18 protein-coding genes are annotated in these 23,578 nt (G+C 54.4%); 4 read left to right on the top strand and 14 right to left on the bottom strand.

Annotated elements, in window-relative coordinates; genetic code table 11:
- Nucleotides 1-83: 83 nt before the first annotated feature.
- From NYE26_RS10755 to NYE26_RS10745, 3 genes are all read right to left on the bottom strand, one after another.
- On the bottom strand, nucleotides 84-1,661 hold the full coding sequence (locus NYE26_RS10755) for an extracellular solute-binding protein (RefSeq protein ID WP_339255677.1): 1,578 nt from the start codon (nucleotides 1,659-1,661) through the stop codon (nucleotides 84-86).
- Nucleotides 1,662-1,730: 69 nt separating this feature from the next.
- Nucleotides 1,731-2,612, bottom strand: a complete 882-nt coding sequence (locus NYE26_RS10750) for a carbohydrate ABC transporter permease (protein ID WP_036729917.1) — start codon at nucleotides 2,610-2,612, stop codon at nucleotides 1,731-1,733.
- A gap of 19 nt (nucleotides 2,613-2,631) precedes the next feature.
- Entirely contained in the window at nucleotides 2,632-3,615 is a 984-nt protein-coding gene (locus NYE26_RS10745) for an ABC transporter permease subunit (protein ID WP_036729919.1), read from the bottom strand.
- A gap of 308 nt (nucleotides 3,616-3,923) precedes the next feature.
- Here NYE26_RS10745 and NYE26_RS10740 point away from each other — a divergent pair, with 308 nt between their 5' ends.
- The gene (locus NYE26_RS10740) at nucleotides 3,924-4,766 is read left to right on the top strand and encodes an AraC family transcriptional regulator (protein ID WP_339255674.1); all 843 of its coding nucleotides are present in this window, start codon (nucleotides 3,924-3,926) and stop codon (nucleotides 4,764-4,766) included.
- Here NYE26_RS10740 and NYE26_RS10735 read toward each other — a convergent pair.
- The 10 genes from NYE26_RS10735 to NYE26_RS10690 all read right to left on the bottom strand — a co-directional run bounded on the left by NYE26_RS10735 (nucleotide 4,726) and on the right by NYE26_RS10690 (nucleotide 17,304).
- Nucleotides 4,726-5,436, bottom strand: coding sequence for a hypothetical protein (locus tag NYE26_RS10735; RefSeq protein WP_339255673.1), 711 nt, complete (start codon nucleotides 5,434-5,436; stop codon nucleotides 4,726-4,728). The two genes, NYE26_RS10740 and NYE26_RS10735, sit on opposite strands and share 41 nt — an antisense overlap.
- Before the next feature lie 39 nt (nucleotides 5,437-5,475).
- Nucleotides 5,476-6,156: a hypothetical protein gene (locus NYE26_RS10730; RefSeq protein WP_339255671.1), complete on the bottom strand. Its 681-nt coding sequence runs from the start codon at nucleotides 6,154-6,156 to the stop codon at nucleotides 5,476-5,478.
- A 510-nt stretch (nucleotides 6,157-6,666) separates the two neighbouring features.
- Entirely contained in the window at nucleotides 6,667-7,701 is a 1,035-nt protein-coding gene (locus tag NYE26_RS10725; RefSeq protein ID WP_339257433.1) for an endo-1,4-beta-xylanase, read from the bottom strand.
- A gap of 92 nt (nucleotides 7,702-7,793) precedes the next feature.
- Nucleotides 7,794-9,356: a glycoside hydrolase 43 family protein gene (locus NYE26_RS10720; protein ID WP_339255669.1), complete on the bottom strand. Its 1,563-nt coding sequence runs from the start codon at nucleotides 9,354-9,356 to the stop codon at nucleotides 7,794-7,796.
- 29 nt (nucleotides 9,357-9,385) lie between these two features.
- A complete protein-coding gene (locus tag NYE26_RS10715; protein WP_339255667.1) occupies nucleotides 9,386-11,305 on the bottom strand; it encodes a carbohydrate-binding protein in 1,920 nt (639 codons plus the stop codon).
- Nucleotides 11,306-11,509: 204 nt separating this feature from the next.
- On the bottom strand, nucleotides 11,510-12,571 hold the full coding sequence (locus NYE26_RS10710; RefSeq protein ID WP_339255666.1) for an ABC transporter substrate-binding protein: 1,062 nt from the start codon (nucleotides 12,569-12,571) through the stop codon (nucleotides 11,510-11,512).
- An 89-nt stretch (nucleotides 12,572-12,660) separates the two neighbouring features.
- Complete coding sequence (yjfF, locus tag NYE26_RS10705) at nucleotides 12,661-13,629, bottom strand: galactofuranose ABC transporter, permease protein YjfF (protein ID WP_036729927.1); 969 nt, start codon at nucleotides 13,627-13,629, stop codon at nucleotides 12,661-12,663.
- Complete coding sequence (locus NYE26_RS10700) at nucleotides 13,619-14,647, bottom strand: ABC transporter permease (protein ID WP_036730241.1); 1,029 nt, start codon at nucleotides 14,645-14,647, stop codon at nucleotides 13,619-13,621. The genes yjfF and NYE26_RS10700 overlap by 11 nt, the downstream gene beginning before the upstream one ends.
- Before the next feature lie 19 nt (nucleotides 14,648-14,666).
- On the bottom strand, nucleotides 14,667-16,178 hold the full coding sequence (locus NYE26_RS10695) for a sugar ABC transporter ATP-binding protein (RefSeq protein WP_209875729.1): 1,512 nt from the start codon (nucleotides 16,176-16,178) through the stop codon (nucleotides 14,667-14,669).
- Between the two features lie 85 nt (nucleotides 16,179-16,263).
- Entirely contained in the window at nucleotides 16,264-17,304 is a 1,041-nt protein-coding gene (locus NYE26_RS10690) for an ABC transporter substrate-binding protein (protein ID WP_339255663.1), read from the bottom strand.
- Nucleotides 17,305-17,573: 269 nt separating this feature from the next.
- On the opposite strand from NYE26_RS10690, the gene NYE26_RS10685 reads away from it, so the two are divergent.
- From NYE26_RS10685 to NYE26_RS10675, 3 genes are read left to right on the top strand one after another with little or no spacing between them, the layout of a single operon-like run.
- Nucleotides 17,574-19,376 (top strand): sensor histidine kinase, encoded by a 1,803-nt coding sequence (locus NYE26_RS10685; RefSeq protein ID WP_339255661.1) that lies wholly within the window; start codon nucleotides 17,574-17,576, stop codon nucleotides 19,374-19,376.
- Nucleotides 19,377-19,378: 2 nt separating this feature from the next.
- The gene (locus NYE26_RS10680) at nucleotides 19,379-20,977 is read left to right on the top strand and encodes a response regulator (RefSeq protein WP_339255659.1); all 1,599 of its coding nucleotides are present in this window, start codon (nucleotides 19,379-19,381) and stop codon (nucleotides 20,975-20,977) included.
- Nucleotides 20,974-21,936, top strand: a complete 963-nt coding sequence (locus NYE26_RS10675; protein ID WP_339255657.1) for a substrate-binding domain-containing protein — start codon at nucleotides 20,974-20,976, stop codon at nucleotides 21,934-21,936. Before NYE26_RS10680 ends, NYE26_RS10675 begins: the two co-directional genes overlap by 4 nt.
- 3 nt (nucleotides 21,937-21,939) lie before the next feature.
- Here NYE26_RS10675 and NYE26_RS10670 read toward each other — a convergent pair whose 3' ends face one another.
- Nucleotides 21,940-23,295 (bottom strand): hypothetical protein, encoded by a 1,356-nt coding sequence (locus tag NYE26_RS10670; RefSeq protein ID WP_339255655.1) that lies wholly within the window; start codon nucleotides 23,293-23,295, stop codon nucleotides 21,940-21,942.
- Nucleotides 23,296-23,578 lie beyond the last annotated feature (283 nt).

Raw genomic sequence — 23,578 nt, 5'->3', positions numbered from 1 at the left:
TCCGGTGCCCGACTTGTGTTCTCTAATCCTACCATGAACATGTAAAACCCGGTAGAGACAGGTCTCTACCGGCAGGAATTCGCTTACTTGAACAGTTCTTTCTTCTTCTGATAGGTCGCATTCGCCCAGTCGGTCAGCTTCTGCAGGCCGATGTTCTCTGCGTTCTTCAGCATATTCTCATAGGCTGCTACTGCGGCTTCCTCCGATTCAGCCAGATAGATTTTGACCTTCTCATTCTTGACCATCTCATCGATCTTGGTCTTAATGGTCTTCTCCTGTGAATCCGGCTGGGTCTGGATCAAGCCGATCTCCGGCTTGTAGATACGGACCGCCTTCAGTTCCATCAGCGCCTGGGTCTTCTGCAGCTCAGGAACATAGGACAGCATACCTTCGGTAACCCCATCGTTATAGAGATACCACCATTTAATCCCGTTGCTGTTCACGAAATCAGCGTCGGACGGATTATATTTGAAGTCGGGGTGGCCCTCCTCATTCCAGGTCCAGTGTACCCCTTCGACTCCGAACATCGTCAGCTTCTTGCCTTCATCGCTCGCCAGATACTGAAGGAATTTGATGGAGGCCTCCGGGTCCTTATTCTTCTTGGTGATAAAGGTTCCGGAGAAGCCGAGTCCTGAGCTGACTACCTTGGCATCCTTCGACAATACGCTTGGCAGCATCTTGAAGGAGAAGTTCCCCTGATTGCTCTTGATCTTGATGTTATCGGTATCTGCCGTGGATACAGTATGGCTATGGGCGAAGGCTTTGCCGCCCGTAGCATATTGATCATCAATCTGGTCATTGGCCAGTGCGAAATTCTCAGCCAGGATATAGCCGTTGCGGTACAGGCTATTCATGAACTTGAAGAAGTCCAGCATCTTCGGCTGCCTGATCGCATATTCCACCTTGCCGTCCTGTTCATACCAGCCGTCGAGCAGGGTCTCCGTACCGAATTGGGCCAGGAAATACTGCTCGATCCAGTCCTTGTCCATGATCAGCGGGACCATCTCGGGATATTTCTCCTTGACCATGCCCAGCACCTTGACGAAATCATCCAGGGTCTTGATCGGCGGATTCCCCAGCTCCTTCAGAATATCCTCCCGGACCGCGATGCCCGGGTTGCCGTCGCTGCCTAACGAATATTTACTATTCTTCATCTCCTCCTGGGTCGCAAAGGAGTTCCGCACGGTATAGAACTTGCCGTCATCCATGGTATGAATGGCAATCCGGGTCTTGTCAATCTTGAAATCCGGCGCATATTTCTCAATCAGCTCATTCCAGGAATATGACAGCTTCGAGTCGGATAACCGGTCTATGTTGGAAGAGGTGAACACCAGGTCCGGCAGGTCACCGGAGGCAATCATCAGCGGAAGCTGCTTATCATCGGTAGCGACCGTAACCTTCAGCTTCACTCCTGTCTTCTCGGTAATCATGTCGGCGACCGGGCCCTTCCATTCCGTAACCGGGTACCACGACGCATCGATGAAGAGGCTTAACTCCTTCACCTGTCCGGGCTTGGCCGGCGCATTCCCGCCTGCTGCGGCGTCCGGGCTGCCGGACGGGGCGGGCTGACCGGTATTTCCCCCGTTACCGCCGCAGGCGGATAATACGACGGCCATTGAGAGTGCGGCTGCAACGATCTTGAAGCTTCTGCTTTTGTTCAAGCTAATCCCTCCATGATTGAATTAATGAGCTGTATGAGCAATGGAACATTTGAACACTGAAGCACTGGCCTAGCCTTTTACTGAGCCTAGCATGATGCCATGAACGAAATACTTCTGCAGGAACGGGTACACACAGATAATGGGAACAATCGACACCACCATTGAAGTGACCTGTAAGGAGAAGCTGGTCACACCCGCCGAGGCACTGTTGGCTACCGCCAGCGAATCCATCGGAGAGTTGCTCTTGTTGATGACCTCCATCATGCGGAAGGCCAGCGTACGCAGCTCCTCGGACTGGACGAAATAAGCCGAATCCAGCCAGGAATTCCATTGCCCGACCCCCATGAACAAGGCCATAGTTGCCAGCACCGGCGTTGAGACCGGCAGGATGATGCGGAAGAATATCGTAAGCTCACCGGCCCCGTCTATGTGCGCAGATTCTTTTAGCTCAGCGGGAATTTCACGGAAGAACGAGATCGCAATGAGCAGGAAGAACGTGCTGAGCATAGACGGGATAATGTACACTGCAAAGGAATTTAACAAGCCTAGTGAACGCAGGACTACATAATAAGGGATCAGCCCGCCGGAGAAGTACATGGCGAATACGATCACTGTGAAATAGACCTTGCTGAATAACAGATCTCTATGGGATAGACCGTAAGCGACGATGCTGGTGAGCAGCAGTCCGAGCAAGGTGCCGGACACCGTCCGCAGTACGGAGATCAGGAACGCCTTCACCCACTTGGGATCATCCATGAACACCCGGTAATTCTCCAGGGTAAAGTTCCGGGGCCACAGATACACACCGCCCAGCAGCGAGTCCGAGCCTTTATTGAAGGAAGCAATTAACACATAATAGAACGGATACAGCATCGTGAGCATAATAATGAACAATACCACATAGATCACGCTGTCAAAAACCAAATCCTTCTGCCGCTGACTCTTCAGCATAGCCTTCCCTCCTCTCTCTCTAAAACAGACTGGAGCCTGATACCCGCTTGGCAATATAGTTACTGGAGAATATCAGCGCTACCGAAATCACCGATTGAATTAAATCTATCGCCGCTGCATAGGAGAACCTCCCGTCGCTTAACCCCACCCTGAATGCGTAGGTCTGGACAATCTCAGAGGTTGGATTATTGATACTGTTGCCTAACAGGTAGGCCTGCTCGAAGTTGGAGCCGACCAATCCGCCGCCGAGAATACTCCCGATGGTCAGCACCAGCACAACAACGATAGTTCCCTTCATCCCCGGCAGGGTGATATAACGGATTCGCGCCAGCCTTCCGGCACCGTCAATCTCAGCAGCCTCATACTGGGAAGGACTGATCCCCGATATTGCCGCCAGAAAAATAATCGTCCACCAGCCCATCTCCTTCCACACCGCACTCCCTACCGCCAGCCCCCAAAAGTAATTCGGACTGGTCAGGAAGGCCAGCGGCTCATCCGTGAAGCCCATCGCCATCAGCGCCTTATTGACCACACCGACATCGGCGGACAGGAAGGCATAGGATACGCCAACCACGACCACCCAGGAGATAAAATGCGGCAGATAGCTGATTGTCTGCACAAACCGCTTGAAGGCCATGTGCTTCACTTCGTTCAGCATGATCGCCAGCAGGATCGGCGCCGGGAAGGCGAAGATGACCTTCAGCAGACTAAGGACCAGCGTGTTGCGGACCAGCTTGCCGAATTGATAGTCATGGACGAATTCATCGAAATACCTCAGCCCGACCCAATCGCTGGTAAAGATTCCTTTGATGCCGCTGGAGATGCTGTAATCCTTGAACGCCATCAGTATGCCGAACATCGGAGTATACGCGAAGATCAGCAGATAGATCATGCCTAGCCCGACGAACAAATGCAGTACTTTCTGTTTTTTAAACCGCTTCCATAATATCGACCGCCGGCCGCCGCCGGTTCCGAGACTTCTTGGCTGTGTTTCCAATTCCATATGCGCTCCTCCCTCGTACCTTTAGTTTACCTGCAAGCCCGGGGACGGCGTAAGCCAACATTCTTAAGAAAGCGTTGTCATTTTTGAATACGCTTCCTTTGTTTATTTGTTGTATTCGTCTTATAGTATAGAAGACAGACTTAAGATTTGAACTCGAAGCATGGTCGTCACTGCGGTGAACATTTGGACTTCCGGCCGCTACCGCTACTCCAGTTCCAAATTTCCCCTACGCTTCTTTTTGCTTTTCGTTAATTTCATTAGTGCTTCTTATAACAGAAGCTCTAAGATGAAGGATATAGGTGCCAACTATGAACTCAAAGGAATTCGGACTTGGCGAGGGTCCTATGGTAAAAGGGAACGGGTACAAGCCCCCCAATCTGCACAGATGGGGACCCGGCGTCCGTGATGTATATGCGTTGCATTATATCGTAAGCGGCAGGGGCTACTTGAAGACCGGCCAGACGGTACACCCTGTGGAGACGGGCGAGAGCTTTATGATTTTTCCGCAGACAGAGGTGTATTATTATCCTGATCCGCAGGACCCATGGGCGTATTGCTGGATTGAGTTCAGCGGGGCGGAGGCTCTGCGCCTACTTGCCATGATTCATATCTCACCGGACCAGCCCGTTGTAACGGCTGCCCCGCAGGATTTCAGGGCTATGTTCGATCAGGTCAAGGGGTATCAACAGGAGCCGTATGCACGGGAGCGCTCGGATGCAGCGCTTCATCTGCTGCTGTCGTATTACATGGAGTATTATCCGAGTGAGCAGGCCAGTCTCAAGAAGGACTATGTAGGGTCAGCGAAGGCCTATATTGAGAGTAACTATTGGAAGTCTTCCTTATCGGTGCTGGATGTGGTGGAATATGTGTCGATTGAGCGCAGTTACCTGTTCCGGCTGTTCAAAAAAGAGACGGGCACCTCTATCTCCGGCTACCTGACCACCGTGCGTATCCGGCGGGCCTCCGAGCTGCTGGCAGAGTCGCGGTTGTCGGTGAAGTCGTTGTCTTACTCGGTCGGCTACCACGACCCGCTGTACTTCTCGAAGATATTTAAGAAGGTTACTTCGTACACGCCTTCACAGTACAGGAAGGTGTATAGGGAGGGGACACTCATTCTTCCTCCGGCGGATGGGGGTGGGGGTAGCGGATAGGGGCCATTGTAATCGGTTTTCCGATTACATTTCCATCTACGCCACCCATCCAGCTGATTGTAATCGGTTTTCCGATTACATTTCCGGCTACGCCACCCATCCAGCCCATTGTAATCGGTTTTTCGATTACATTTCCGGCTACGCCCCCCGCCCGGCCGATTGTAATCGGTTTTCCGATTACATTTCCGGCTACACCACCCGCCCGGCCCATTGTAATCGGTTTTCCGATTACATTTCCGGCTACACCACCCGTCCGGCCGATTGTAATCGGTTTTCCGATTACATTTCCGGCTACGCCACCCGCCCGGCCCATTGTAATCGGTTTTCCGATTACATTTCCGGCTACGCCACCCGCCCGGCCGATTGTAATCGGTTTTCCGATTACATTTCCGGCTACACCACCCGCCCAGCTGATTGTAATCGGTTTTCCGATTACATTTCCGGATACACCACCCATCCAGCTGATTGTAATCGGTTTTCCGATTACATTTCCGTCCACACCACCCGCCCGGCCGATTGTAATCGGTTTTCCGATTACATTTCCGGCTACACCACCCATCCGGCCGATTGTAATCGGTTTTCCGATTACATTTCCGGCTACACCACCCGCCCGGCTGATTGTAATCGGTTTTTCGATTACATTTCCGTCCACACCACCCGTCCGGCGCAATGTGATCGGTTTTTCGATTACATTCGGTGACGCTGTTTTTTAGACCAGATCTGGACTTTGAATTGTACCTATGTACTCGTAGTATGTAACTCGTGGAGATGTCCCTCTAGCTACAGGACGGAATTTCCCCTTATCCACCAGCATACGGCTGTACTTGATAATTGTCGTGTAATGTAACTCAAGCTCTCTCGCTGCATCAATGGGACGAAGGACACGATAGTTACGGATAGCTAACCTCATCAATTCTCGTTCGATTCTGGAATAGGATTTCTCTGTGCTTCTATTAGCAGTTCCTGCCAACAAATAAGGAGACAGAACGTTCCGCAGTGTGGAGAGGACAAAAGAGGGATTTTCTTTCAACTCATCCAGTGAGATATAGAGCACCATATAGTCCTGTGATTGCAGGAAGAGACCGCGATTCAAGTCCATCCGGTATTTACTCCGGTCCGTACCATGCGAACCATAATCCATAATCTCAAATGCAATACGCGAGGAACCAACCTTCCACAGTAAATCAATAAAATAGGATCTCCCGCGCCAGTCCTTAACTTCATATTCCGGATGGAGTCCGTGAAAATGTCCGGTAAGCGGCCACCACACACATTCAACGAATAAGCGGTTACCGTAGCTATGCCCCCGCTTAAGTGCATCGAGCCGCTCCCCCTTTCTTCGTTTCAAATGCTTGCTTAACCATTGGTCATGTTCTTCTGTAAAGCCCACTTTAATTCCCCCGCTCTGCAATGAAATTATTCTCTAAACGCACAAAACCCCGCCTCCTTCTGCAAGAGAAGGGAGCGGGGCATTCTTTGCCACGTTTGACATATCTAGCACTAGTGTGCCACTTTTGGTCAGCGAACGCAAGATAAAGATCACAAGGAGCCTTACGGTCCATCTGCAAACGCACATTGTGTTCGGTTTTTCGCCTACATTCGGCCCACGCGCCTCCGCACTAATCAATGTGTTCGCTTTTTCGCCTACATTCGGCCCACGCGCCTCCGCACTAACCATTGTGTTCGGTTTTTCGCCTACATTTGGTCCGCGCACCTCCGCACTAACCATTGTGTTCGGTTTTTCGCCTACATTTGGTCCGCGCACCTCCGCACTGCATCCCACCAAAAAAAGGCTGCTCCCGGCGCATCTTATCACGCTGGGGAGCAGCCATATTCATACATCAGTAACAGCCTTGTTCACACTTTGGCAACAGCCCTTATGGTGAAGGCCTGCCTCAGCTTACTCGGCCGGAACGGGTTCCAGCACGGGCTGGAGATCCAGTTGCAGGTCTGGCTCAACCACACTGTCCGGCTGGATCACGCTGTCGGTGATGTCCTGGGTGTCGGTGGTTTCCATCAGGGCCGACGAGCCGCCCAGGTATTGCTTTAGCCATTTCAGGGCAGGGCGCTCTGTACCGTTGGAATTCACCAGATGGGTATTGGCTGCCCAGGTCTGATTCTGGATGTAGCCCCACAGGGTTACGCCCTTAACGGAAGGATGGTTCCAGAGCACAGGGAATTTCTGTTGGTATCTGGCAAGCTGGGTGTTGTCATCACCGGTAATATCCAGCTCGGAGACATAGATTGGCAGGCCTGTTGCAGCAAGCTTACCCAGTACAGTATTCATGGTGCTCACACTTACGTTATCCATATTGAAGTAGTGGCACTGAATACCAATACCATCGATCAGTCCTCTGGATTTCAGGATATTGATAATGTTCACGTACTTGTCGGCCGCACTGGGGTCACCGATAATGCCATATTCATTGATGAGCAGCTTGGAATTCGGGAACGCCGCCCGGGCTTGCTGGAAGGACCAGATGACCCAATCCCAGCCGGTGCTTCCATCACCGCCGATGGCATTGCGGTATGAAGGCTTGGCATGCAGTGGTTCATTGACAACATCCACGAAAGCTGACTTGGCCGAATAACGCTGGCCTGCCTGAGTAATAAACGAGCTAATCTCCGCCTTCTGCTCCGCTGCCGGTAAGCCGGCAACCCAGTTAGGCTCCTGGCTTCCCCAGACCAGGGTATGGAACTTGAACGGGATATTTTTGCTAATCGCATAGTTATAGATCATGTCCGCATTGCCCCAGTTCATCTGGTTGCGGTTGCCTTCAATCGCTCCCCATTTGGTGCCGTTCTCAGGGGTGACCTGATTCCAATAGGTGGTGAAGTTGCTGGGAGCACTGCCGGCAATAATATTCCCCAGGAACTTCGATCCGTTGGTAATTGCTGCGCTGGCATTGCCTGCCATCACAGAAGTGAGCAGCACACTCGCTAAGGCGAGCCCGCCCACAACCTTCTTGATTCTATTCTTCAATTGAATACATCTCCTTTTTCTAATTGGGTTCAAATTCAAACAAGCTATTCCAGACGCAGATAATCAAAATCCGCATAGCCGCCCGCTGACTTCGTCGCATAGTTGAACAACGCAAACCGGTAGCCCATAAAGTGAGGCAGCGTATAAGACATCTGCAGCGTATTCCCTATGGATGTCCAGTTGTTGCCGTCCAGACTATAGGAGAAGTACGCCTTATCCGTCTGATTAGTGAAATCGCAGAGCACCTTCAGATAGACTCTGTTCTGGCTGAGCGGCACACCCGCCACTTGAGTCATAGACCCGGAGCTGGCATTGACCATCACAATGGATTTGGAATTGCCGGACATTTTCACACCGACGAACCCGTATTTAGCCTGAAAAGCAGCCAGTCCGGCAACGTCCCCGTCCTTCATTCCGCCCGTCTCCAGAGCCGTGATGCCTGTGCTCTTCGGTCCGAACGTCCGCTGGGTCAGCGTGTTCCGGGCATCCAGCAGACTTGTGCTTACCTTGCCGGTCGTCAGCCGCATGAAGCCTTGGCGCTGAGTCAGCGACCACTTCGAGTTATCAGGATTGTGGTTCCACTGCCAGACCTTAGCCAGCCCTGAGCCTGAAGATGGGGCTGTGAACTCGTCTGACTCGTACACCTTCTTCACCGGATACCCTTCGGCAGGCAGGTTCAGGGTCCGCGGCGCCTTGCCCCCGCTTCCGAAGACCGGCCAGTTCCCTGACCAGGTTACCGGCACCAGATACGGCATCCGCCCGACCGCCCCGCTGTCTCTGAAGAGCATCGCGTACCAGGAGCCGGATGGCGTGTCCACGATTCCTCCCTGGGCAATGCCCGAGTCGTTAAGTGACACCTGCCCCGTATAGCCTCCAGTTAAGCTGGTGGAGCGGTAGGTCAATTGGGTGCGTCCGCTTCCCGAAGGCCAGCAGATCAGGAACACATAATAATAGCCGTTGATCTTCTGGATATGCGCACCTTCGGCCTTCACGATGAAGCTCGAACCGACAATATTGCTGGAATTCGGGATGATGACCTGACTGATTCCGCCAGACTTAATCGCCTTGGCATCTGCCGTCAGCTCAATCAGGCTGATATTATCAACTCCGTACACCAGGAAGACCCGGCCATTGTCGAACAGCAGCGACGCATCGTGATAATAGCTGTTCAGGACCGATGAGGTCCAGGGGCCATTTTCAATATTCGAGGTCTGATAGATATAAGTCCGGCCGGTTGAGTTGGACCCGAAGGACACATAGTAGATCCCGTTATTGTACCGGATGCTGCTGGCCCAGGAACCCTTGCCATACTCATTCTGTCCGTTGTTCAGGTTCTGGGCATCCCCGTTCGCATACGTATCGTAGACATAATTCACGATTTCCCAGTTCACCAGATCATAGGACTTCATGATAGGGACTCCAGGGGTCATATGCATGGTGGTACTGGTCATGTAATACACATTGCCTACCCTGATGACATCATTGTCCGGGGCATCGGCATAGATAAACGGGTTGGTGAAGGTCGCCGCCGCAGCCGTAGAAGGATTGAACAGGATGCCAAGCATGAGCGAAATTGCCAGCAGGTACAGCCCTGCCTTTTTAGCCATAATCCCATTCCTCCCGCCCCATTGCTTCGTCACTGGCTCCATTCAATATAATCCACATAGGCGTCCCAGCTTCCATTGTCCGTAGTTACGACCAGCTTGACCTCCTGATTGCCGGTGGCGTGGGCCACATTGGTCAACGTCTGCACAGAAGGGGTTGTGCCGCTAAAATTGAAGGAGCCAACGTTCACACCGCCGATCAGCAGATCCACCCGCGCCGTAGAGGAATTGTTAGAAGCCCCCCGGACCGAGAAGTTATGCGTGCCGTAGGCATAATATTGATTGAACGCAGCAGCGTCATCATTCCCGTACAGCGCCACTCCGCTGAAAGGGGAAGTGATCTTGCCCGCATAGGTCCCGCTGAGCGTCATATCCTCCGCTTCCACCTTGCTCACCGGAGGAGGCGTCGTGCCGCCATCACCGCCCGTCGAGAACTGCCAGTAATCGAAGTTGAACAGATTGCCGGAGCCTGATCCGGTAAAGACCAGATAGAGTCTGTGCACTCCTGTCGCATTGCTGACCGTAGTCTGTACCTCCTGCCAGGACTGGGCTCCTCCTGTATTAGGAACATTCAGCGTGCCGACCAGCGGGCCGGTTGCGCTGTCGAGCCGGATTTCGATTTTACCGCCGCCTGTGGCGGAAGCCACATTCGCCTTGAAGCTGGACGCGCCGGAGCCGAAATCGGCATTGCCCACAGCAACCCAGTCTCCATTGTTAATATTGGTCACATTCATATTGCTGACAGGACCGCCCGCAGCCTGCGTACGTTCCGTTGTAATGCCTGCATTCCAGCCGATCGTCTCAGCTTCCACCCGGGTGTACGGATTGAGATTGGCAATCTGGGCGATGCCCGCCATGTCTCCCTGAACCTCCTGGATGGTTCCGTTCGAATTATGGACCAGCTTGTTGATATGCGGAGAACGGTAGCCTTTGCCGTCACCGAGGACAGCCTTCGCCACAGTCTGAGCGTGATAGACAACATACCATTGGTTGTTGAAGTTAAATACCGCATGGTGGTTGTTGCCGCCTACCCCGAAGAAGGTGTAAGGATTCTTCAGAAAATGTCCGGTGTACGTAAATGGCCCCATCGGACTGTTGCTGACCATGTACCCGATTTCACCTGCCGGATAGGCAGCCGGGTGCGTGCCGGAGAAGTTGAAGCAATACGAGTAATAATACTTGCCGCCGTACTTGTGGATGCCCGAATCCTCGAACATATAGGGAGCATCAATAGTGGAGGCGCTTCCAACAATGCTGGTCATATCCGCACCCAGTCTCAGCACGCGGGCTGTCTTGGGACTCGCGATAGATGCCGGGTCCGAAGTGTTGGGGATGCCCCCGCCTGCATACAGGTAACCGCTGCCGTCGTCATCGACCAGCACCGCCGGGTCAAACAGCCAGGTCACCCCGGACATTCCCGGTGTACTGCCTGTCACCAGCGCTTTACCCAACGGATCGGACCATGGGCCAATCGGAGAGTTGGCTGTCAGTACCCCGATGCCTGATGCCCCGTTGGCGAAGTACAGGAAGAACTTGTCCTGTCCGTTGATTTTCTTCACGGCTGCTGAAGGCGCCCAGGAGAGCGAGGCCCATTTGGCAATACCCGCAGAACCGTTGACATTATTGGCTCCGGCTACCGGGATGGCGCCATGGTCTGTCCAGTTCACCATATCTGCCGAAGAGATGACATTAATTTTGTTCAGTGCGCTGAAATCATTATCCTTTACGGTTCCGTTGCTGTTATAGACATAGGCATCACTCGACATATAGATATAGACTCTTCCGTTGTACGTCAATGCGAAGGGATCGGCACCCAGCTTGTGGTCCATCAGCGGATTGGAATTTCCCGGCTGTTTGGCTGTGGCGTTCCCTGCCGCTTGAGCAGATAGCATAGGCATACAGCCCAGCAGCAGAACAAAGGTCATCGCAAGCACCGAGAGCTTTTTGAACATCGGCATTCTCCTCCATTACAATTTTTTGTAAACCCTTTCAATCGGATGCGTTACTTATGCCGGAAGCTCACAATCCTCCCCTCCTATTGAATTACTTGAATGAATCTACTAATATTTGTTATTCGAGATCATCTTAATATACTTCTGCCCAATGAACAATGTAGATTTTTGTTTGAAAAGTTGAAATTTTTTGGTTTTTTTGTCTTAATATTTGCGGTTGTTGATCTCTATTACAGCCAGCTCCTGGGTGTATATATCCTCCGGGGTCACCATCCGCTTCGGCAGGGTCCGGCCGGCCATAATCTCCTTCACGGCCTGCATGAGCAGAGGCCCGAGCAGCGGATTACATTCGACCACCGCGTTGATGCTTCCCGCCACCATCTGCTCGAATGCCCGCCGCGTCCCGTCCACCGACACAATGATTATATCCTCCCCCGGCACAAGCCCCGCCTCCTTAATGGCCTCTACCGCGCCGATCGCCATATCGTCATTGTGGGAATAGAGTACGCGGGGCCACTGCTCCTTCGGCTGCTGCAGGAAGGTCTTCATCACCTCATGACCGCCGCTGCGCGTGAAATCCGCCGGGGCGCTCAGGGTAATCCGCAGGTTCGGCTGATCCGCGATCAGCTTGCGGAACCCGCGTCCGCGGTCGATGGACGGCGTTGAGCCTACGGTTCCCTGCAATTCGGCAATGCGGATCTCTTCGCTGTGATGGCGCATCTTGTCCCTCACATACTTGGCCGCCTTCACCCCTTCTTCGTAGAAGTCAGAGCCGATGAACGTGACATAGAGCGAGCTGTCCGGTACATTCACTGAACGGTCCAGGATAATCACCGGAATTCCGGCCTGCTTAATCTCCAGCAGAATCGGCTCCCAGCCGGTCTGCACCACAGGCGCAATGGCGATCACATCGACCCCGCTGCGGATAAAAGAGCGGATGGCCTCGAACTGCTGCTGCTGATCCTGTTCGGCGTTCTTCAGCAGCAGCGTAATCCCCGCCTCCCCGGCGGCTTCGCGGATCGAGGCGGTGTTCGCTTCCCGCCAGGTACTCTCCGACCCGAGCTGGGAGAAGCCCAGCACGATAGGCTCGTTGTCAGCGGCAATCTCCGCTGCGGATGGCAGCAGGCCTGTAAGGGCCGCCGGAGAAGGCTCGGACATGGGAATCGACTGTGGCCCGCCGTTATTTCCGCCACCCGTGCAGCCGCCCGTCAGCATCAGTGTTAGGACGAAGAACAGCAGCACCAGGCATTCTTTTACCGTTCGCAAGCAGATCCCCCCTTCTGTATGATAGCGATTACAATTATATAGCAATAAAATGGAGAGACAAGTATAATTTGTCTCTCCATGCGGAGTGCTTATTCTTTTAAAGTCAGCCGCCTGGAGCTTAGCACCCGCTGCAGCAGGATGAAGATGAACAGCAGCAGGCCGATGACGATCTTCGTCCACCAGGAGCTGAGCGTGCCCTCGAAGCTGATAATCGTCTGAATTACGCCTTGAATCAGTACACCGAAGAAGGTGCCCAGCACATATCCTACACCTCCGGTCAGCAGTGTGCCGCCAATGACGACCGCCGCGATAGTGTCCAGCTCGAAGCCGACGGCATGCAGCCCGTACCCCGACAGCATGTAAAAGGTGAACACCACGCCTGCCAGCGCCGAGCATAGCCCGCTAAGCGTATAGACCAGCACCTTGGTTCTCGCCACAGGCAGCCCCATCAGCAGTGCCGATTGCTCACTGCCCCCAAGGGCATACACATTGCGCCCGAACCGGGTATAGTGAGCCGTGAAGATAGCGGCTGCTACGACAAGTATAGCGATAACAGCGCTGATGGAGAGGAAGCTGCCGCCCGGCAGCGGAATTCGCGTCTGGGCCATAGCGGTATAGAAGGTGTTATCAATAGTAATGGTATCGATGCTGATCACATAGCATAAGCCCCGGGCCAGGAACATTCCGGCCAGTGTGACGATGAACGGCTGGATGGAGAAATAATGGATAATCGCCCCCATGACCGTGCCGAATACGGCCCCCATCAGGAGTACCAGCGGGATGACCACGGCGGGCGGCCAGCCCTGCTGCTGCACGAGGCTTGCCGAGACCATTGTGGATAACGCAATCACCGAGCCGACCGACAGATCGATGCCGCCGGACAGAATAACGAACGACATGCCCACCGCCGTGATTAGCAGAAAAGCATTGTCCACCAGCAGATTCATCAGCACCTGGAGAGAGAAGAAGCCTGTGTACCGGAAGGAACCGGCGGTGAACATGACGATGAACAGCAGAATGGTGACAACAATCGGAATATACTTGCGGTTAAGAGACATGACGGCTCATCTCCTTCTCAGCGGGGTAATGCCGCGACTTCCAGCGGGCGGCAATCGCGGCGCGGAAGGTATCCGACTGGATCAGACAGACGGCCAGGACGACACAGGCCTTAACAACCAGCGTAATCTCCGGCGGCACACCGATCATATAGATGGTGGTGGTCAGCGTCTGGATGATCAGCGCTCCGATCACGGTGCCGGTAAGATAGAAGCGGCCGCCGTTCAGCGACGTCCCGCCGATGACCACGGCGAGAATAGCGTCCAGCTCATACCAGAGACCGGCATTATTGCCGTCAGCGCTGGAGACATTCGAGCTAAGCAGCAGGCCGGCGATACCGGCGCATAAGCCGCAGAACACATAGACAGACAAGATGACTAAGTGGGCACGGATGCCGGACATCTTACTGGCGGCCGGATTGCAGCCCACCGATTCGATGAACAGGCCGAGGGCCGTCCGCCGGGTAAGCAGCAGAGCGATCACCAGAACCAGAGCTACGACAAAAATAGAAAAAGGCAGCGCCGCCAGTGAACCGGACCCGATGTACGCATACTTGGTGCTGGTTACCGTAATAATCTGTCCGCCGGTAATGAGCTGGGCGATGCCTCTTCCCGCAACCATCAGAATCAGCGTGGCAATAATCGGCTGAATCCCGGCCCCGGAGACCAGCAGTCCGTTCCAGGCCCCCAGCATTAGGGACAAGCCTGCGGCGAGCAGCACCGAGGTCAGGATCAGCCCCAGACTGTTCTGATCCGCTCCCCTGCTGATACTCAAGCATGCGATAGCGCCCGAGATGGCTACTATGGAACCGACCGACAGGTCGATCCCCTTGGTAGCGACTACCAGCGTCATTCCGATAGCTACGAGGATCAGCGGGGCACCGAAGTTCAGTATGTCGATCAAGCTGCCGTATAAATGCCCGTCATGGACGGTGATCGAGAAGAAATCCGGCGAATAACACAGGTTGAACAGCAGCAGTGCAGCCAGAACGCACAGCGGCCAGAATAAGTGATGCTTCATTATTGAGCTCATGATTGGTTCAGCCTCCCGCAATCGCCTGCATAATCTGCTGCTGGCTCATGTCCTTCTCTGAAATTTCCTTCACCTTGCGGCGGTCGCGCAGAATGGCGATCCGGTCGCTGACCCGCAGCACCTCCTCCAGCTCCGAGGAGATGAACAGGAACGACATCCCCTGCCGGGAGAGCGTCAGCACCAGCTTCTGAATCTCTGCCTTGGCTCCGATATCGATGCCCCGCGTCGGCTCATCGAGGATGAACAGCTCCGGCTCCGTCAGCAGCCAGCGGGCCAGCAGCACCTTCTGCTGATTGCCGCCGCTGAGGTTCTTGATCAGCTGGTCCGGGCTGGGAGGGTTGATATTCAGCATACGGATGTATTCTCCGGCCAGCTCCTCCTGCCGCTTGCGCGGGATCGTCTTGAACATCCCGTCCTTGGCCTGGAGCGCCAGAATAATGTTCTCTCTTACTGTCAGATCGCCGATGATCCCCTCGGTCTTGCGGTTCTCCGAGCAGAAGGCGATCCGCCGTCCTATGGCTTCCCGGGGGGAGTGCACCCCGCCGCCAGTTGACGGCAAGATCACTTGCCCGAAGTCCGGCTTGTCGGCACCGAACAACAGGCGGGCCGCCTCCGTCCGCCCGGAACCCAGCAGCCCGGCTAGTCCGACGACCTCTCCCTTGCGGATCGCCAGGTCGAACGGCTCGATTCCGCCCCGGCGGCCCAGCCCTTCCGCCCTCAGCAGCTCATCGCCCAGGCTGTTCTTGTCCTGTGCCGCAAGCGTTGGCAGCTCATCCAGCAGATGAAGCTCCTTGCCGATCATTTTGAGTACGAGATCCAGGCGGCTTAGCTCGTTCGCCATGTATTCACCGACCAGCTCGCCGCCGCGCAGAATGGTGACCCGGTCGGAGATTTCATACATCTGGTCCAGAAAATGCGTCACAAACAGGATCGACAGCCCCTCCTGCTGAAGCTTCCTCATAATGCGGAACAGCTGATCCACTTCGTTCTGATCCAGGCTTGAGGTCGGCTCATCGAGAATCAGCACCTTCGCCGAGATATTCAGCGCTCTGGCAATGGCAACCAATTGCTGAACCGCTACAGAGTAGCTCTGTAGAGGCAGGGTGACGTCAATGTGCAGATTCATCCGTTCCCGGAGCAGCTCTGCTGCCCGCAGGTTCATCTGCTTCCACTGGATGCAGCCGAACCGCCGCGGCTCCCGGCCGATGAAGATATTCTCGGCCACGGTCAGGTTGGGGCACAGATTCACCTCCTGATACACGGTGCTGATGCCCGCAGCCTGCGATTCCTGCGGGCTGCGCATGGAGATCGCTGTGCCCTCCATCTCTACAAGGCCCTCGTCAATCGAATAGACGCCGGTCAACACCTTGATCAAGGTGGACTTGCCGGCGCCGTTCTCGCCCATCAAGGCATGAACCTCGCCGGGGAACAGGCGCAGACTCACATCTGTCAGAGCTTTCACCCCCGGAAACCGTTTATGGATCCGGGTCATTTGCAGTATGGGCTGCTGTGTGCTCATAGCTATATCCACTCCTTCTTCTCCATAGACAACCGCTCCGGCGGTTCAAGGACCGCCGGAGCAAGTTTTCTACCCGACTTACTGATTAATACTGGCGGCTAGGCAAAGCTTCCTTGGCCTGCTCGGAAGTGAAGGTGGTCTCCTCGGTCACGATCCGGGCCTCTACCGGCTTGCCGTCGACCACATCTTTAACTACCTGCATCAGCTGAGGTCCAAGCAGCGGGTTGCACTCAACGATGAAGTTGATTTTACCTTCACTGGCCGCCTGCATGCCGTCCTTCACGGCATCGACAGAGATGATCTTGATATCCTGGCCCGGCTTCAGGCCTGCTGCTTCTATCGCTTGAATCGCCCCCAGCGCCATATCGTCGTTATGGGCATACAGCACATCGATATCCTTATTGGCCTTCAGGAAGGCCTGCATGACTTCCTTGCCCTTGGCGCGGGTGAAGTCGCCGGTCTGTGAAGCAATGACCTTGAGGTGCGGGTTATCCTTAATGGTCTCAGCGAAGCCTGCCATCCGGTCATTGGCCGGAGCAGAGCCTGTAGTTCCCTGCAGCTCCACAATATTAACGTCCTCTGAGGCATTCTTATACTGCTCGGTCAGCCACTTCCCTGCCTTGCGGCCTTCTTCCACGAAATCGGAGCCCAGGAAGGTAACATATAGCGAGGTATCCTTGGAATCCACCGCACGGTCTGTCAGAACAACCGGGATGCCCGCAGCCTTAGCCTCCTTCAGCACCGTATCCCAGCCGGATTCTACTACCGGAGAGAAGGAGATGACATCGACCTTTTGCTGGATAAAAGAACGCAGTGCCTTGATCTGATTCTCCTGCTTCTGCTGGGCATCCGAGAATTTCAGCGTGTAGCCTGCTTCCTTGGCTGAATCCTGAATGGACTTCGTATTCGCGCTGCGCCAGCCGCTCTCCGCCCCAACCTGTGAGAAGCCGAGCGTGATGTCCTTGGCCTCTTTGGTGGCATTTGCCGCCGGCGCCTTCGTTGCTGCACTGTCTGTCTTACCTGTATCCGCCGCCGTGTTCCCGCCGTTATTGCTGCTGCATGCCCCTAACAGGGTCATGGACAGGGTCAGGGCCAGCACAGCCCCCACTTTTCCAAGCTTCTTCATATCTCCTTATTCCTCCCCCTTGACGTTCACCTTGTTCCGGTGTTGTGCCCATTATAGAACGCTTACAGAAGAGCATTATACGGGCAGCCTTTGGCGTTTACTTTCTAATTTTGGGTTTATTCCCTCCGAATAGGTATTTTGGTGTACTTTTTTATTCAAAAGGTGGATATTTTGTTTGCGCTTTCTTTTTTGTTTCGGTATTCCAATATTTGTTATAAAATAGAGTTAGGAACGGCATCTACTCTACTTGTGAAAGGGAATTCCCGATAATGCGGATTACACGCTGGATCTCCTCCAGTCTTAGAGCCAAACTGCTGGCTTTGTTCATAGTGCTGTCCACCATACCGCTGATTGCCGTCGGCCTCATTTCCTACCAGAAATCCTACCAATCCATTTCCAGTCACAGCAAGGCTTCAAGCATGCTTCAGGCCGAAATGCTGGGAACGAATATGGATAACCTGTTCAAGGATACCGAGCGTCTGCTGGAGCTTAGCAATAATCCTCAGGTCATCCACTTTCTGTTCTCACAGTCGGAGACCTATCAGGAGGCTAAGGACATTCTGCAGACCTTCACCCTCTACCGGGACACCTACAAGTATGAGAATGTGCTCAACATCAGCCTGATTAATCTGTACGGCAAAGGCATCAGCGAGCGCCGGGGAATCTTCCAGTCGTCCAGCAACCCTCTGCGCAATCCACATTTTCAGGCGTTATCCCAGAATCCGGAGCTGATCCTCCGGGTGCCCCCGCCGCTGATAACCGGCTATGACCGGGTGGACGGATTCACCTACGGGGACGAGGGCGTGATCTCGATTATGACGGCGGTCAAGCAGCGGATTACGCATGAGGTCATCGGTTATATCATTGTGGATCTGAGCGATTCCTTCATTAAAGAGTTCTGCGACAAGGTGACGATCGGCACTACCGGATTCTTCTACCTGCTGGACGAGCAGAACAATCCCCTCTATGTTCCTCCTGTGCGGGCGGGAGAACTTGCCGTTATTCAGGACAACCTGATTCCTGCGGGGGAACGGGGCAGAAGCGGCAGCTTCGTGCTTCAGATGGGCGGACCGCCCCGGTTCATCGTCCATACCTCGTCGCTGGCGACAGGCTGGACGATTATCGGCATAGCCCCGCTGCAGGAGATCGTGGCCGAGGCGAACCGGATCAGGCAGCTGATTATTATCAGCGTGGCCTTAAGCATTATTTTTGCGATCACGCTCCATTATCTGCTGACCCGGCGGCTAACCCGGCCCATCCAGCTGCTCCAGCACAAGATGCGCCTGACCGCAAGTGGCTATCTAGAAGCCAAAGTCAAGCCGGACGGTACCGATGAGATCGCCGATCTCGGGCAGAGCTTCAACATTATGGTGGAGCAGATTAAAGAGCTGCTGGCCCAGAGCATCCGTAAGCAGCAGCAGCTGCAAAAGGCAGAGCTGCGGACGCTTCAGGCGCAGATTAACCCTCATTTTCTATATAACACGCTGGATTCTATTGTCTGGATGGCGGAAGCGGGGAATCACGATGGCGTGATCCGGCTGGTGAAGGCGTTATCCGCGTTCTTCCGGCTTAGTCTCAACAACGGGCGCGACTGGATACAGATCCGCTCCGAGCTTGCCCATGTGCAGAGCTATCTGATCATCCAGCAGATGCGCTACCACGACATCCTGGAGTTCAAGGTGGAGGTGGCGGAGGAGCTGCAGGAGTATCCGATTCTGAATATGACCCTGCAGCCGCTGGTCGAGAACGCCCTGTATCACGGAATTAAGAATAAGCGGGGCATGGGACTGATCCGCATTGGCGGGTACACCGACGGAGGCACCATTATGCTTACGGTCTCGGACAATGGCATCGGCATTCCCACCGGGCGGCTGGAGGCGCTGCGGAAATCGGTCGAGCATCCCATCCAGTCGGAGGAACCCGAGGACACCGGTCAGGGCGGATTCGGCCTGCAGAATGTGCATCAGCGGCTGCGGCTGTATTTCGGGCCCGAATATGGTATCCGTCTGGACAGCTCGGAAGGCTATGGCACACAGATTACGGTTCGCATACCCAAGAACAGGGGGGTCTAGTGATGAAGAAGATTATGCTGGTGGATGACGAGATCCTGATCCGCGAGAATATCCGGGAATGTATCGATTGGGAGAAGGAGGGCTTCCTCTATTGCGGTGACGCTCCCGACGGTGAGCTGGCGCTGCCTATTATTGAAGCGCAGCTGCCCGACATTCTGATTACCGATATCAAAATGCCGTTCATGAACGGCCTGGAGCTTACCTCTGTCGTCCGCCAAAAATTCCCGCAGATCAAAATCATCATTCTCAGCGGCCATGATGACTTCCAGTATGCCCAGCAGGCGCTGCGCCTGGGGGTCGAGGATTACTGCCTGAAGCCGTTCAGCGCAGCCGACCTGCTGCAGCTTCTGCACAGCGTCAGCGCACGGATTGATGAGGAATTACGGATCAGGCACAAATATGCCTACACCCCCGAGAATCTGTTCGCCGATCTGTGCGGAGGCCTGATCAGCACCGCTGCCGCCTATGAAGCGGCGGCCCAGCTTGAGCTGCAGTTAACAGCTCCTTACTACGCCGCCGCTATATTTACTCTGCATCCGCCCAATATGGAGGAGTCCCCGGAGCTTCCCCCCGCTTCACCGGATGCTGAGGCGTTGTTAGCAGGCCTGCTCAAGGAGGCGGCCGACAGCTTCATCTACAAGCGCAGCCGCATGGAGATGGTTCTGATCTATAAAGGCAGTGATCCGCTCCGGATGAACCATACTCTGGATGACCTGTGCACGGCTGCGAAGAAGCGGCTGAGGGAGGGCTGCGGGCTGGAGCTGTCCGTCAGCCGGGGCAAGGTCTGCGAACGTCTTCAGGGCATTCACCTCTCTTATCTGGAGGCTGAGAATGACCGGATGTTCAAGCAGATGTCCAGAATGCATTCCGCCGCTATGCTTGAGGCGTATTATGACCCTAGCGCCCATGGGGTTCTGCTCGACAGAAGCCGGCTGGTCCAGTTCCTGAAGTCAGGCGACCACAGGCAGATGTCCGGCTTCCTGCTGGAGCTGTCCAAGGAGCTTGAGCAGATGAACTGGAACTCAGGATATGCCTGTTACCTGATGAACGATATCACCCTGGAGCTGGTGCAGACGGCGAAGAACGGGTTCCGCGCAGCGGCGGGCCACGCCGGCATCCTCCAGGAATTGCAGACACAGCTGAAGCAAATCTCCAGTAGTGATGACGGCCTTCAGTATCTCAAGCAGCTGTACGAGCGGCTGTGGGAATGGCGGTCCGAAGGAGCAGACAAGCACCGTGAGCTGATCGACCGGGTGAAACAGTATATCCGGGAGCAATACGACAAGGAGCAGCTCTCCCTGAATGACATCTCCAAAGTGGTCAGGGTCAGTCCCAGCCATCTGAGCAAGACCTTCAGTCAGGCGACCGGACAGACCATCACGGAATTCCTGACGGCTACACGTATGGACCGGGCCAAGGAGCTGCTGAAATCCACGGGGCATAAAACCTTTGAAATCGCCTATCTGGTCGGCTATAACGATCAGCATTATTTCTCCAACCTGTTCAAAAAAGTAACGGGGATGACGCCCATGGAATTCCGCAAGCAGGGAAAACCCGAGGAGCAGCTGCAGACGATCCGCAGAGGGGCGGGAAATGCGTGAACGTAAATAGGCTGCGGGGCTGGTCCGTGGTTCTCCTGCTGCTGACGGCAGGCTTCCTGCTTGGCGGCTGCCTTAAGGCTGCCGGAGCAGCGGATATTTCTGAGAAGACAACGGGAGATTCTCCGTTAAGTGCAGGTGAAGAACCTCCGCTGACCTTCGGCATTATCTACCCTATGGTGAATGCCACTTACGAGATGATCACCGGAAAAGCGGAAGCGGTAGCGCGGAAGCATAATGTAGAGCTGCTGGTGCAAGCTCCCGATGAAGCCAATCTGGAGCAGCAGATCCGCATCATGGAGATGATGATTAAGCGGGGGGTAGACGGCATTGCGATTGCTCCGGTGGATTCGCAGGCGCTCACTGCCATGATTAACAAAGCGGCCGCCCAAGGAATTCCTGTGGTCTGCTTCGAATCGGATTCGCCTGCCAGCCGGAGAGCAGCCTATATCGGGGCGGATAACCGGGCAACCGGCGCAGCGATGGGACAGACGGTGGAACGTCTGCTAAGCGGCAAAGGAATGATTCTGGTGGAGTCCGGAATGTCCCGGATGCAGAGCACCCGGGAACGACTGCTGGGACTTGAGACTTACCTGACTCAGCATACGGACATTGATGTACTGGAGATCCGTCACAACGACGGCAGTGAGGAGCGGGCTGCCGGGCAGCTGGAGCAGATGATCTCGGATCATCCCCATTTCAGCGCGCTGGTTAATCTGGATTTCGTCTCCAGCACCAGCTCTGTCCTGGTCTGGAAGGCCAAGGGGCTGAAGCGTTATAACCTCGCCCTCGGCCTGACCCCGGCCTTGCAGCAAGCGCTGGATAACGGCCAGATTACCCGTGTGATCTCACAGAACGAGCAGAACTGGGGCGAGGATATCATCAACACGCTGCTTCTACAGGCCAAGAATATAGACACAGCCAAATGGATCAACACGGATATTGCGATTATTGGGGAGTAGCCATTAATAAGACCAGGCGCTCAGCTTCAGAATCGTGCCGGTGGAAGCCGGAAGGACGTCGGCATAGCTCCCCAGTCCGAAATAGAAATCGCCACCCTGTTCCTCGAAGGAACGGGCGAACGTATCCCGGCTGAAGTGGAAGACTTCACTCCAGCCCTCCCCGCCGGCTGCGAAGCTGGAGGTACTTTTGCGGTAGACGTAATTCGTATATTGTCCCGAGGCTTCCTTGACATAACCGAGCACATATACCGTCTCCCCGCGCTCCAGAATATCCATAGGCACTACAGCAGAGTCAGGCAACAGCTCCTTGCGCACATTCTGGAAGTTAGCTCCGGCCGAGAACAGTCCCTGCGGGATAGCTTGATGGTCGTTATAGATCACCCCTGCAATATAGAGCAGCCGGTCGTTCACCGGGGTCGTACGCAGGAGCTTCAGCCAAGGCTGGCCGCTGACACCGGGAACATTCACTTCACCCGCTTTGATAACGAAGCTGAGCCCCGGGAACAACTGGGTACTGGTAAAAGTCAGCTTGGACGTCTGAATCCCCCCGCTGCTGTTCTGCTTGATGGAAGTCATATACCCCTTGTCATTTGCAATGCCCTGGGTCTTCCCTGCCGTGGCCGAGGAAGCATACAGTGTGTCGCCCAGCTCGAACAGATTGTACGTACGCATAATACCGTACTGGGAGACAGAGCCGAAGCGGGTCCAGGTCGCTCCCCTGTTCGAAGACACGTAAATCAAAGGCCCTTCGTTAGCGCCCAGTGCTGCGTACAGCTTGCCTTTGTAGTAGGCCATATCGTACACATGGATGCCTCCGGGAATGTTCATGTATTGATCCCAGTGATCCCCATTCAGCCGATAAAAATTCCCGTAAGCCCACCCCGGTACTCTGGAGTCATGCCCGGGAATATACAGCTCCCCATTCAGCACCTTGAAAGTGTCGATCTGCTCATCCATGACATAGACATTGGTGGTCACCTTGCCTGTCGCCGGGTTCGTATACGTAACATCCTGCACAGAGAATTTATTCTGGGCAAGATCCCAGTAATAGATTGGAACCGGCCCCGCATTGGGCGAAGGCGCATTGTTGCTGCTGTTGCCGTGGCCCAGATAGATTTTGCCGCCAAAAAGCTGCATGTCCCAGACATTACGCGCATAAGCCGCTTTCTTGAACGGGCTGCCCAGCACTGTAATGGAAGAACTGACGTCCACAGCAGCCAGAGCCGCTGCCCCTGTCCCGATCACCTGTCCACTCTGGACAGGCGAAGCCAGTACCTGCTCCCCTCCCGCATATGATACAGCACCCAGCAGCATAAGCCCCGCACACAATCGGCTTATATGTTTTATTACTCCATGCATAGTAAATCCTCCTAATCTTTGGAATGAAGCAATGATAAACTAATTATTTGTAAAAAAGAAGATGCAGAGGAAATATTAGTACTTCCGGTATAACAGCAAGGTAAACGCGTAGCGGCAGGTCTGGGCGGGAAGACCCAGAGTTGCGGGATGCGGGATGCTATGTGGAAGACCCAGAGATAGGCAGGATACGCGATGTTTATTAGGCAGGCTGAATAGTTGAGTAATGACAGGGAACAAGGTAACGGGTGTGGCTCATCGGATACAGGAAGTAACCGGCTCCAAC

The organism is Paenibacillus sp. FSL P2-0136, from assembly GCF_037975325.1.
GTDB lineage: Bacteria > Bacillota > Bacilli > Paenibacillales > Paenibacillaceae > Paenibacillus_AQ > Paenibacillus_AQ silagei.
Note: the sequence above shows the minus strand (reverse complement) of the source record. Positions and strands in the feature narration are given on the sequence as shown.

Coding starts and splice junctions, on each gene's coding strand:
- NYE26_RS10685 (WP_339255661.1), top strand. CDS start 17,574: ATGCGGATTACACGCTGGATCTCCTCCAGTCTTAGAGCCAAACTGCTG.
- NYE26_RS10680 (WP_339255659.1), top strand. CDS start 19,379: ATGAAGAAGATTATGCTGGTGGATGACGAGATCCTGATCCGCGAGAAT.
- NYE26_RS10700 (WP_036730241.1), bottom strand. CDS start 14,647: ATGAAGCATCACTTATTCTGGCCGCTGTGCGTTCTGGCTGCACTGCTG.
- NYE26_RS10750 (WP_036729917.1), bottom strand. CDS start 2,612: ATGCTGAAGAGTCAGCGGCAGAAGGATTTGGTTTTTGACAGCGTGATC.
- yjfF (WP_036729927.1), bottom strand. CDS start 13,629: ATGTCTCTTAACCGCAAGTATATTCCGATTGTTGTCACCATTCTGCTG.
- NYE26_RS10695 (WP_209875729.1), bottom strand. CDS start 16,178: ATGAGCACACAGCAGCCCATACTGCAAATGACCCGGATCCATAAACGG.
- NYE26_RS10720 (WP_339255669.1), bottom strand. CDS start 9,356: ATGGCTAAAAAGGCAGGGCTGTACCTGCTGGCAATTTCGCTCATGCTT.
- NYE26_RS10690 (WP_339255663.1), bottom strand. CDS start 17,304: ATGAAGAAGCTTGGAAAAGTGGGGGCTGTGCTGGCCCTGACCCTGTCC.
- NYE26_RS10740 (WP_339255674.1), top strand. CDS start 3,924: ATGAACTCAAAGGAATTCGGACTTGGCGAGGGTCCTATGGTAAAAGGG.
- NYE26_RS10715 (WP_339255667.1), bottom strand. CDS start 11,305: ATGTTCAAAAAGCTCTCGGTGCTTGCGATGACCTTTGTTCTGCTGCTG.
- NYE26_RS10670 (WP_339255655.1), bottom strand. CDS start 23,295: ATGCATGGAGTAATAAAACATATAAGCCGATTGTGTGCGGGGCTTATG.
- NYE26_RS10745 (WP_036729919.1), bottom strand. CDS start 3,615: ATGGAATTGGAAACACAGCCAAGAAGTCTCGGAACCGGCGGCGGCCGG.